Below are 11,006 nucleotides of genomic sequence, written 5' to 3'. Positions count from 1 at the left end.
TTCCTTCTCCTCGGCAAAGGCTTCCATCCCCACCCAGTCTTCCACCCCGCTCAGCACGGCGTACAGGACAATCATCAAAATATCATGCAGCGAATGCAGCTTGTTCCGGGTCTCGCGCCGAGGATCAGCCAGGTCGGCAAAATACGGGCGAGGATCAAGCAATTGGGGCAGCATCGGGTCTCTCCATCCGATCAACCCCCGCTCGTTACCCAAGCGATCCGCCTCCTGTCAACCCCTATATAGCGCGATTGCCCTGCCGGCCATGCGCGGGTGGTTGACATCAACGATTACATCGCTCTTGCGCAAGCCGCCACTGTCGCGCACCGCCCCGGCTGTTGACGGTGCCCGAAATTACACGGGTGATTCCCATGGGCGGCGCGTTGTGCCGGATTCCTCACGCTCCCGGCTTGAATGAAGCTTTGTTCTGGGCGTAGCTGACGGCTTCCTCACGCGCCACCGTCCCTTTCTTGACCATATCCAGCAGGCATTGATCGAGTGTTTGCATCCCGTGGGCTGATCCAGTCTGAATGGATGAGTACATTTGCGCCACCTTGTCCTCGCGAATCAGATTACGGATAGCGGGAACGCCCACCATGATTTCATGTGCTGCCGTTCGACCGCCTCCTTTCTTTTTAAGCAACGCCTGCGAGATCACTGCCCGCAGCGACTCGGACAGCATCGATCGCACCATCGGCTTTTCTCCGGCGGGGAACACGTCAATGATGCGGTCAATAGTCTTCGGAGCAGAACTGGTGTGCAGGGTGCCGAACACCAAATGGCCGGTCTCGGCAGCGGTTAGCGCCAGACTGATGGTTTCCCGGTCGCGCATTTCGCCGACCAGGATGATATCCGGGTCTTCACGCAGCGCCGAGCGCAGCGCCTCGGCAAAACCAAGTGTATCGCGGTGTACCTCACGCTGGTTGATCAGGCAGCGCTGGCTCTGGTGGACAAACTCGATGGGATCTTCAATCGTCAGGATATGGCCGTACTCATTCCGGTTAATGTGGTCAATCATCGCCGCCAGCGTGGTGGATTTGCCAGAACCGGTCGGGCCGGTGACCAGTACCAGTCCACGCGGGATATCGATTAACTCCCGAAATACCGGGGGACACCCCAATTCCTCGAGGCTCAGTATTTTGGTTGGAATGGTGCGGAACACTCCCGCCGCGCCGCGATCCTGATTGAAAGCATTGACGCGAAAACGGGCCAGTTTGGGGACTTCAAACGAAAAGTCGCATTCCAGAAACTCGTCGTAATCCTTGCGCTGCTTGTCGTTCATAATATCGTAGATCAGGCCGTGGACCTGCTTATGGTCGAGCGGCGGCACATTGATCCGGCGGACATCGCCGTCAACCCGGATCATCGGCGGCAGGCCGGCGGATAAATGTAAATCCGAAGCCTTGTTCTGCACCGAAAAATTCAAAAGTTCGTCGAGGTTCATGGCGGTTGCTCCCGCAAAGATGTTGAATAGCGGCCCGGCAGCGAGCTGTCCCGCTGAATCGGATTTCCGCTTAGTATATAGCGCAAAATCACCATGACCGCGCCCGCTCACCTTTGGAATCCAGCCGCTATGACCCCCGACTTCGCCGACCGTCTCCACACGGTGCAAGCCCGTATCCGCACTGCCGAGCAGCGCTTTCAGCGCCGGCCGGGATCGGTGGGATTGCTGGCGGTCAGTAAAACCCAGTCCGTCGCTGCTATTACGGCCATGGCTGCCGCTGGCCAGGGTTGTTTCGGCGAGAATTACCCGCAGGAAGCGCTGGATAAAATAATCGAGCTGGCGGCATTAGGCTTGGAATGGCACTTTATCGGCCCGATTCAGGCCAACAAGACCCGTGGCATCGCTGAACACTTTGCTTGGGTGCATAGCGTGGACCGGCTGAAAATCGCCGAACGGTTGAGCGCACAGCGGCCCGCCACCCTGCCGCCGCTCAATGTCTGTTTGCAAGTCAATATTGACCGGGAAGTCACCAAGCACGGGCTGGATGAAACCGATCTCGCTACAGTGGCGGCGGCAGTGGCAACCTTGCCACGGTTGCGGCTGCGGGGTCTGATGGCGATTCCCGCGCCAGCGCCGAACTTCGCTGCACAGCGGCAGCCCTTTGCCCGGTTGCGGGAACTGTGGGAGCGGCTGAATGCCGATGGGTTGGCGCTGGACACGCTGTCCATGGGCATGTCCGACGATCTGGAAGCCGCGATTGCGGAAGGTGCGACCCTGGTTCGGGTGGGTACTGCCCTGTTCGGGCCACGCGGCTGAAACGTCGCTTTTGCGGTATGCTTGCTGATGAAACCGGAGTCTGTCTTATCCTCTCGCTGGCCCAGAATCCGCCCCGCTGTTCCGGGAGATCGCTATGCCTTTATTGCTGTCCGGGTTACCGCGCTATTTCGCCACCTACGGCGGGCGGGCGGGCCTGTTGCTGGTGGTTCCGCTCCTGCTCGGCGTGGATGATAGCTACCTGCGCGAGATCGAGGATGAAGTCAAACGGCAGGCCACAACTCTGACCACCGACCTGTCGCCATCCGGGTCGGCGGCAACCGCCACCGCGACTGACACCTCGGTTGACCGGCTGACGCCTGAATTAGATTTGGCTGCCTTCGAACAGGCGCTGCGCAAGAGTCTGCCGGGAACCTACACGCTTTATCAGCAACTCAACCCCGCTGGCAGGCAACAGGTGTATGAGTTCTACCGCGACGACAATCGTCTCGCCAATATCAGTGGGCGCGTCACGCAGTTACTGGGCGGTAAACCTTGAAGAAAAAGAGAATGAGGTCGAAATGAAAGACATTCCTATCGCCTTTATTGGCGGCGGCAACATGGCTCGCAGCCTGATTGGCGGCCTGATTGCCGATGGTTATGATCCGGACTGCATCTGGGTTGCCGAACCCGACGCCAGCCAGCGTGAATTTCTACGCAGTCGCTTCGGGGTCCATACCGGCGCCGATAACCCGGTCATCGCCGCCAAGGCCACCGTGATCGTACTGGCCGTTAAACCACAGCTTCTGCAAGGCGTCGCTCAGCAATTGGCCGCAGTGATCCAGGGGTGCCCACCGCTGGTGATTTCCATCGCCGCCGGGGTGCGCGAACTGGATTTGCGGCGCTGGCTGGGCGGGGGATCGCTGGCTCTGGTGCGGACCATGCCCAATACTCCGGCGCTGGTCAGTAGCGGCGCCAGTGCCCTGTTCGCCAATGAGTTCGTGTCCGAGGATCACCGACAACTGGCGGAATCGTTGTTGCGGGCGGTCGGAGTGACGGTCTGGGTGAACGATGAACGCCTGCTGGATGTGGTCACTGCGTTATCTGGCAGTGGCCCGGCCTACTTCTTTCTGCTGATGGAAGTGCTGGAACAGGCGGGTGCAGCCTTGGGACTGGATGCGGACACCGCCCGGTTGCTGACGCTACAGACGGCGTTCGGCGCGGCCAAAATGGCGTTGGAAAGCGCGGAAAGTCCCGCAACATTACGGGTCCGGGTGACCTCGCCGGGTGGCACCACCGAGCGGGCGTTGACGGTGCTGTGCGAAGGTGGAATGGAACTGCTGGTTTCCAAAGCGCTGGAGGCTGCTCGCCACCGTGCCAAGGAATTGGGCGATCTATTGGGAGGGCAATTGTGACCGCGACCATTTTTCTCGTTCAGACGCTGTTCGGTTTTTACATCCTGGCTGTGGTGTTGCGCTTCCTGCTGCAAGGGGTGCGCGCCGATTTTTACAACCCGCTGGTTCAATTTTTGGTGCGCATCACCAATCCACCACTGTTGCCCTTGCGCCGGATCGTACCGGGGTATCGCGGTCTGGATTTGGCGTCGGTGCTACTGGCATTGGTCCTGCAAACAGTCGAGGTACTGCTGGTAACTGCCCTGTTGGATCAGCGAGTCAGCATCGGTGGCCTGTTGCTGTTAGCCGTGGCCGAACTGCTCAAGCTGCTGATCAACATTTTCCTGTGGGGCGTCATCATTCAGGCATTGCTGAGCTGGTTTAATCCTGATCCCCGTCATCCGGCGGCGCGGGTACTGGCTCAGTTGACCGCGCCGGTGCTACGTCCGGCTCAACGTCTGCTACCACCCATTTCCGGCGTGGATCTGTCGCCGATGCTCGTAGTTGTGGCGCTGATCTTTGTCAGTTTGCTGCTCCAGGATTTCTTGGGGATGTTGACGGGGCTGCGCTGAAGCCATGGATACTGGCGGCTATCGCTGGGAGGGCGCGGACCTGATTCTGTACACGCGGATTCAGCCACGCGCCAGCCGCGATCAGTGGGCAGAATCACGGGAGGGCCGATTCCGCGTCCGCATCACCGCGCCGCCGGTGGACGGCCAAGCCAATGCTCATCTGCGCGAGTTTCTGGCCGCGCTGTTCGGGGTGGCGAAAAGCCAGGTGGCGTTGCTGACGGGCGAAACGGGCCGCGACAAACGATTGCGCATCGTCATGCCAAAACGGTTGCCGCCGGGTATCGAACCGCCCGCCCCCGCCTGATTCTTATCTGGTTGGCTTAAAGGCGGTTGATTCCTGAACTGCCTCTCTAATCATCGAAAAGATATCTGCCGTTAAAATTACTCAAACTGCTCAAGGAATAACTCCATGTCCGATTGGACCGCCGGCTACGTGGCCGATATTGGCTACACCTATGGCTACTACACCGAACTTAATCCGCTCAGGGTGAAACTGCCCTTTTTGGATGCCGGCATCGCTTTCCCCGAAATTGGCGCGGCCTGCGAACTGGGTTTTGGTCAGGGGATGAGCGCCAATATTCACGCTGCGGCATCGGCGGTTCAGTGGTGGGGCACCGACTTCAACCCGGCTCAAGCCGGTTTTGCCCAGGAATTGGCGGTAGCCTCCGGCGCTGGCGCACGCCTGTTCGACCAGTCCTTCGCCGAGTTTTGCCACCGCGCTGACTTGCCCGATTTCGACTATATCGGCCTGCACGGCATTTGGAGCTGGATCTCCGACCCAAACCGGGCGGTGATCGTGGATTTTGTGCGCCGCAAGCTCAAAGTAGGTGGCGTGCTTTACCTCAGCTACAACACGCAGCCCGGCTGGGCGGCGATGGTGCCGATGCGCGACCTGCTGACCGAACACGCTGAAGTGATGGGTGCGCCGGGCCAAGGCATTATCGGGCGTATTGATGCCGCGCTTGATTTCGCCGACAGGCTGCTGGCCACCCACCCGATCTACGCCCGCGCCAACCCGTTGGTGGCTGATCGGGTCAAAAAGATGAAAGAACAGAACCGCAACTACCTCGCCCACGAATACTTCAATCGTGACTGGCACCCGATGTCGTTTGCCGCAATGGCCGAATGGCTTACCTCGGCCAAGCTGAACTACGCCTGCTCGGCCCACCTCCTCGACCACGTCGATGCGGTGAACCTCAGCGCTGAGCAGCAACAGTTTTTGCAAACTCTCCCTGACCCCATGTTTCGCCAGACCGTGCGCGACTTCATGGTGAACCAGCAGTTCCGCCGCGACTACTGGGTGAAGGGTGCCCGCCTGCTCAATCTCCTCGACAAGACCGAGCAAATCCGCACCCATCGCGTCATCCTCGTTGCACCCCGCAACGGGGTAGAACTGAAGGCGACCGGTTCTATCGGCGAAGCAACTCTTAACGAAGGCGTATATCTGCCCATCCTCGACCTGCTGGCCGACCACAAACCGCGCACCCTGAATCAGATCGAACAGGCAGTGAAAGACAAGGGCCTGGTCTTTGCCCAAGTGCTACAGGCGGTCATGGTGCTGGTCGGCAAGGGCGATCTGGCGGCGGTGCAAGACGATAAAGCCATCACCAAGGCCAGGCCTTACACCGACAAACTCAATGCGTACTTGATGAATAAGGCGCGGGGCAGTAACGACCTGGCTTATCTGGCCAGCCCGGTAACGGGCGGAGGCATTGCCGTCAACCGATTCCAGCAGCTTTTCCTGCTGGCCAGGACTCAAGGCAAAAAGACCCCGGAAGAATACGCCCAATGGGTCTGGCACCTGCTCGCCGCACAAAACCAGCGGCTGACCAAAGAGGGCAAGGCTATCGAATCGGTAGAGGAAAACCTGGCCGAGTTGACCGGGCAGGCGCAGGAGTTTGTCGAGAAGCGGCTACCGGTATTGAAAGCGTTGGGGGTAACGGGTTAGCCACGCCGCCCTATCCGTGGGTTGCGGCTTTATTGCAGCCCACTATGGGCGGAAAGTAAGTGATAAGATAAGTTCGTTCGTTTTCAACCTGGTGCGCTCCAATTTCCATGACAAGACCCAAAGCTGAACCCTCGGATTTGCAGAAAGTCCTCCATCTGTGCTGGCAATCGTTCGCGATTGCCGGTTTTTTCAGCCTGTTCATCAACCTGCTGATGCTGGCGCCCTCGCTGTACATGCTTCAGGTTTACGACCGGGTACTGGCCAGCCGCAGCGAATTTACCCTGTTGATGCTGACCTTGCTCATTGCCGGTTCGCTGATCGTGATGGGGGCGCTGGAATGGGTGCGTTCGCAAATTCTGGTTCGAGTGGGGGCGCGGATGGATGTTCTGCTCGATGCCCGCCTGTTCTCGGCAGTGTTTGACTGGTCGCTGCGCCGACCGGGCAGCGGTTCAGCCCAGCCACTGCACGATCTCAATAACCTGCGTCAGTTTCTCACCGGCAGCGGCCTGTTTGCGTTCTTCGACGCGCCGTGGGTACCGATTTACCTCATCGTGTTATTTCTGATGCACCCGTGGTTTGGCTGGTTCGCCATCGTTTCTGCGCTGATTCTGGCCGGGCTGACTGTGGCGACTGAACTGTCCACCAGCAAACCACTGGCGGCGGCGAATGCCGAGGCCATGGCCGCCGCCAATTACGCCACCAGTAATCTGCGCAACTGCGAAGTGCTGGAAGCGATGGGGATGTTGCCCCGCATCCGCCAGCGCTGGATCGAGCGCCACCAGCGAGTGATGGGGTTGCAGGCGATAGCCAGCGACCGGGCCGGCGCCTTGGCTGCCACCAGCAAGATGCTGCGGATGTTGCTGCAATCGCTCATTCTGGGCCTGGGCGCGTTGCTGGCGGTAGAACACCTCGTTACTCCCGGCATCATGATCGCCGCCTCGATTTTGATGGGTCGCGCCCTGGCCCCGATTGATCTGCTGATTGGCACCTGGAAAGGCTTCGTGTCGGCTCGTACCGCCTACCATCGCCTCAACGAACTGTTGCATACGGTGCCGGAACGTCCGCGCTACCTGTCGCTGCCGCCGCCCACCGGCGCGCTGAGTCTGGAAAATATCGTGGTAGTGCCGCCGGGAGCGCAGACCCCGGCAGTGCGCGGGATAAACCTGGGCATTGCCGCCGGCGAGTCGATCGGTATCATCGGCCCCAGCGCCGCCGGCAAGTCCACCCTGGCGCGCGCCGTTCTCGGCATCTGGCCGTTGTACGCCGGCAAGGTTCGCCTGGATGGAGCGGACATCCAGAATTGTAACCGCGACGAGTTAGGGCCGTATCTCGGCTATCTGCCGCAGGATATCGAGTTGTTCGACGGTACTGTCGCCGAAAACATCGCCCGCTTCGGCGCGATAGATCCCGATCAGGTAGTCGCCGCTGCTCGTAAAGCAGCGGTTCACGAGATGATCCTGCAATTGCCCAAGGCTTATGACACCCGCATTGGCGAAGGCGGTGCCGCATTGTCCGGGGGGCAACGCCAGCGGATCGGGCTGGCCCGCGCCCTGTATGGCAATCCGGTGCTGGTGGTACTGGACGAGCCTAATTCCAATCTGGACGACCAGGGGGAAGCGGCGCTGGCGCAAGCGATGCTGGAAATGAAACGGCTCGGCAGTACCGTACTGATCATCAGTCACCGAATCAGCATCTTGCAGGTAGTGGATAAGGTGCTGGTGTTACGCGAAGGCCAGGCGCAACACTTCGGGCCGCGCGATCAGGTGCTGACGCAATTTACCCGGCCGACCGCCGTGCCAACGCCGCAACCCGCGACCAGCCAAGCCCAATTCGCCACCAGCCAAGGGCAACCGCGGGCGATGACCCCGATTCAGCCCATTAGCCAGACGCGACCATCCTGAGCGAGGCCCCGCATGACTCAAGCTACTGCTGCTCCGAACCCTTATCTTGCCGGCAAGGTGCCTATCCCACTGGCTCCCACCGACGACCGCCCGATCCGCCGGCTGGGGTTTCTAATTTTATTGGCAGCCTTCGGCGGCTTTGGCGGCTGGGCCGCTACCGCCCAGATCGACAGCGCTGCTGTGGCTGCTGGCACGGTGACGGTGGAATCCTACCGCAAGACCGTTCAGCATCTGGAAGGCGGCATCGTCAGCGAAATCCTGGTGAAGGACGGTGACACCGTGAAGGAAGGCGACATCCTGCTGCAGATGGATGGCACTCAGGCCCGCGCCCAGCTTGAAATCGCCCGCGTCCAGTATTTCTCGGCGCAGGCGCTGGAGTCGCGACTACTGGCTGAGCGTAAACAGACTGAGATCATTGCAATCCCCGATGAATTGAAGGCGGAGGACAGCGATCCCCGGGTCCGCGAGGCGATCAGTGCCGAGCAGCAGACTTTTATCGCCCGGCGTACCACGCTCAAGGGCGAGATTTCCCTGTTACGCCAGCAGATCGAACAGTTGCAGGAACAGACCCGTGGCCTGGATGCACTGGCCAAAAGCAAGCAGCAACGCATTACCTCCTATACCAACGAGGCCAACGATTTTGGGCAACTGGCCAAGCAGGGTTTCAGTGACAAGCTGCGTCAGCGCGAACTGGAACGTGCCGCCGCCGAACTGGAAGGGGAGCGTGCCCAACATCTGTCAGATGTATCCCGCGCCAAGTTGCAAATAGGTCAGGCCGAACTGCAAATCCTGCAATTGCAAAAGCGGTTCCAGTCCGAGGTCGCCGAGCAGTTGCGCGAAGTGCAGGCCAAGTTGTTCGATCTGCGGGAGCGAATGCGCGCTTTGCAGGATACCGTAGCGCGCACCACGGTTCGGGCTCCGGCCAGTGGTAAGGTCGTGGGCATGGGGGTGCATACCGTCGGCGGCGTACTCTCACCCGGTACCCCGATTCTGGATATCGTGCCGCAGGGTGAGCAATTGATCGTGGAAGCGCATGTACAGGTAACCGACATCGACAAGATGCATCCAGGATTGCTGGCTGATGTGCGCTTCTCGTCGTTCAAGTCCCGTACCACCCCGGTGCTGGAGGGCCGCGTTATGACGGTGTCGGCAGATCGACTGGTCGATCGGGCGACTAATATGCCCTATTACCTGGCGCGCATTCAGGTACCGGAGACCGAGATGAGCAAGTTGCAACAAGGTCAAATCCTGGTGCCGGGGATGCCGGCCGAGGTGTTCATCAAGACCGGCGAGCGCACCGCGCTGCAATACCTGTTGCAACCCCTTCTGGATGCTGCGGCCCGCTCCTTCCGGGAGAAATGAGCACTCTGGGTGCCCGACGGGCGGGGGTAAACCGTCGGTTCAAAAATTCGGGACGCTGTTCGAGCCACGTTGCCGGGAAGTCAGCTCAACGATGACTGACTTATCCAGTGACTTTTGGCTTGCAATGTTAGCCGGCATTTTTGCTTTTGGTACTGCTCTGGCATTCTGTCGCGTGCTGTCCCGCTTGATCCACCCGTTGCGCCTGCTGGATCACCCCAACGACCGTTCACTGCACGCCCGGCCCATCCCCCGCACTGGTGGGATGGCGGTATTGGCCGGGGTTTTGGTCGGTGTACTGGTCAATGCAATGGTGATGAAGGATTTTTCCAGCCGTGCAGGGCTGTTTTTGGGTGTGGGCTTGGCGCCATTAGCGGTGATTTCCTGGCTGGATGACTACAGGGATATTGCCGCCCGGTGGCGCCTCCTCATTCACCTCTGGGCCGCTGTCAGCCTGCCGGCGGCGGGCTTTGCTCCCGATAGTTTTAATCTGCCCGGTCTGGTCTTACCCCTTCCCAGTTCAATCGCCGTGCTTCTGACCCTGCTGTTTACGGTCTGGATGATCAATCTCTACAACTTCATGGACGGGATGGACGGCTTCGCCGGCGGCATGGCGGTGATCGGCTTTACGACGCTGGCCTGGCTGGGTCGGGCCGACGCGGAATTCACTGTCATCTGCCTGGTTGTGGCGGCAGCCGGCGCCGGGTTCCTGGTCTACAACTTCCCGCCGGCCAAAATCTTTCTCGGCGATACCGGTTCCACTGTGCTGGGTTTTTTGGCAGCGGCATGCAGCCTGTGGGGCAGCAAGATGGGCCTGTTTCCGCTCTGGATCGCGTGGCTGGTGTTCTCGCCGTTCATCGTAGACGCCACCGTGACCCTGCTGCGCCGGCTGCTGCACGGCGAGAAGGTCTGGGAAGCGCACCGATCTCATTACTATCAGCGGCTGGTACTGCTCGGTTGGGGGCACCGGCGCACGGTGCTGGCGGAATACGCGCTGATGCTGGCCTGCGCCGGATCAGCGTTATTGGCGGTTTCTTTACCGCCTACTGCTCAGGCAGTGCTGGCGCTCGGTTGGGCGCTCATCTACAGCCTGTTGATGTGGAGAGTAGGGCGACTGGAACGGCGGCGTGCTACAGTACTGGCTCCGTGATTCCCGAATCCTTTCTCAATCTCCCCACCACTGCCCGCCGCGCCCTGCTCATTGTCGGCGACACCCTCGCCATTTTGATCGCAGTCTGGGCCTCGTTCGCCATCCGCCTCGGCGATCTCTGGCCGGACCTGCTGCAGGACGTGATCTGGCTGTTTCCACTGGCGGTGGCGATCCTGATCCCGACCTTCGCCGTGGTCGGTCTCTACCGCCCGATCCTGCGCTACGCCGACGAAAGCCTGCTGTACACCATTGTGCTGGGTGTCAGCATCGGCGTATTGCTGATGATGGCCGTCTGGGTGTTCCTGCGCGAAGGGCTGGTGCCGCGCTCGTCCTGGCTGATTGGCTGGCTGGTGTTAATCGCCCTGGTGGGCGGCGGCCGCTTGCTGCTGCGCCGCACGTTGCGACGACGGTTTCGCCGGGGTCTTGCGACTCCGACCAGTGCCTTCCTCTCCACAAGCGTGACTTCCCGCCCAACTGACGGTAGCCAG

General features: G+C 60.2%; 11 protein-coding genes and 1 pseudogene. 10 read left to right on the top strand and 2 right to left on the bottom strand.

The window, feature by feature from the left end; all coding sequences use genetic code 11:
- Positions 1–174, bottom strand: a 174-nt coding sequence (locus BN874_RS23795) for a transposase family protein (protein WP_195912204.1), incomplete at its 3' end; no start/stop codon positions are given.
- Positions 175–394: 220 nt separating this feature from the next.
- Positions 395–1,441: a type IV pilus twitching motility protein PilT gene (locus BN874_RS14850; RefSeq protein WP_034434929.1), complete on the bottom strand. Its 1,047-nt coding sequence runs from the start codon at positions 1,439–1,441 to the stop codon at positions 395–397.
- Positions 1,442–1,570: 129 nt separating this feature from the next.
- On the opposite strand from BN874_RS14850, the gene BN874_RS14845 reads away from it, so the two are divergent.
- From BN874_RS14845 to BN874_RS14800, 10 genes and pseudogenes are all read left to right on the top strand, one after another.
- Entirely contained in the window at positions 1,571–2,257 is a 687-nt protein-coding gene (locus BN874_RS14845) for a YggS family pyridoxal phosphate-dependent enzyme (RefSeq protein WP_034434919.1), read from the top strand.
- Positions 2,258–2,351: 94 nt separating this feature from the next.
- Positions 2,352–2,753, top strand: coding sequence for a hypothetical protein (locus tag BN874_RS14840; RefSeq protein WP_034434917.1), 402 nt, complete (start codon positions 2,352–2,354; stop codon positions 2,751–2,753).
- A gap of 22 nt (positions 2,754–2,775) precedes the next feature.
- Positions 2,776–3,609 (top strand): pyrroline-5-carboxylate reductase, encoded by an 834-nt coding sequence (proC, locus tag BN874_RS14835; RefSeq protein WP_034434915.1) that lies wholly within the window; start codon positions 2,776–2,778, stop codon positions 3,607–3,609.
- A complete protein-coding gene (locus BN874_RS14830) occupies positions 3,606–4,160 on the top strand; it encodes a YggT family protein (RefSeq protein ID WP_230314453.1) in 555 nt (184 codons plus the stop codon). The genes proC and BN874_RS14830 overlap by 4 nt, the downstream gene beginning before the upstream one ends.
- Positions 4,161–4,164: 4 nt before the next feature.
- The gene (locus BN874_RS14825) at positions 4,165–4,464 is read left to right on the top strand and encodes a DUF167 family protein (RefSeq protein WP_034434914.1); all 300 of its coding nucleotides are present in this window, start codon (positions 4,165–4,167) and stop codon (positions 4,462–4,464) included.
- 105 nt (positions 4,465–4,569) lie between these two features.
- Positions 4,570–6,108, top strand: a complete 1,539-nt coding sequence (locus tag BN874_RS14820; protein WP_034434912.1) for a class I SAM-dependent methyltransferase — start codon at positions 4,570–4,572, stop codon at positions 6,106–6,108.
- Between the two features lie 107 nt (positions 6,109–6,215).
- Positions 6,216–8,009, top strand: a complete 1,794-nt coding sequence (locus BN874_RS14815; protein WP_051497891.1) for a type I secretion system permease/ATPase — start codon at positions 6,216–6,218, stop codon at positions 8,007–8,009.
- Between the two features lie 12 nt (positions 8,010–8,021).
- Positions 8,022–9,371, top strand: a complete 1,350-nt coding sequence (locus BN874_RS14810; RefSeq protein ID WP_081756424.1) for an HlyD family type I secretion periplasmic adaptor subunit — start codon at positions 8,022–8,024, stop codon at positions 9,369–9,371.
- Between the two features lie 91 nt (positions 9,372–9,462).
- Positions 9,463–10,518 (top strand): MraY family glycosyltransferase, encoded by a 1,056-nt coding sequence (locus tag BN874_RS14805; RefSeq protein ID WP_081756423.1) that lies wholly within the window; start codon positions 9,463–9,465, stop codon positions 10,516–10,518.
- Positions 10,515–11,006, top strand: a pseudogene (locus BN874_RS14800) (hypothetical protein); the annotation flags it as partial. The gene BN874_RS14805 and the pseudogene BN874_RS14800, both read left to right, overlap by 4 nt.

It is taken from the genome of Candidatus Contendobacter odensis Run_B_J11, assembly GCF_000531125.1.
Lineage (GTDB): Bacteria > Pseudomonadota > Gammaproteobacteria > Competibacterales > Competibacteraceae > Contendibacter > Contendibacter odensensis.
This window is presented reverse-complemented; position numbering and strand designations above follow the sequence as displayed.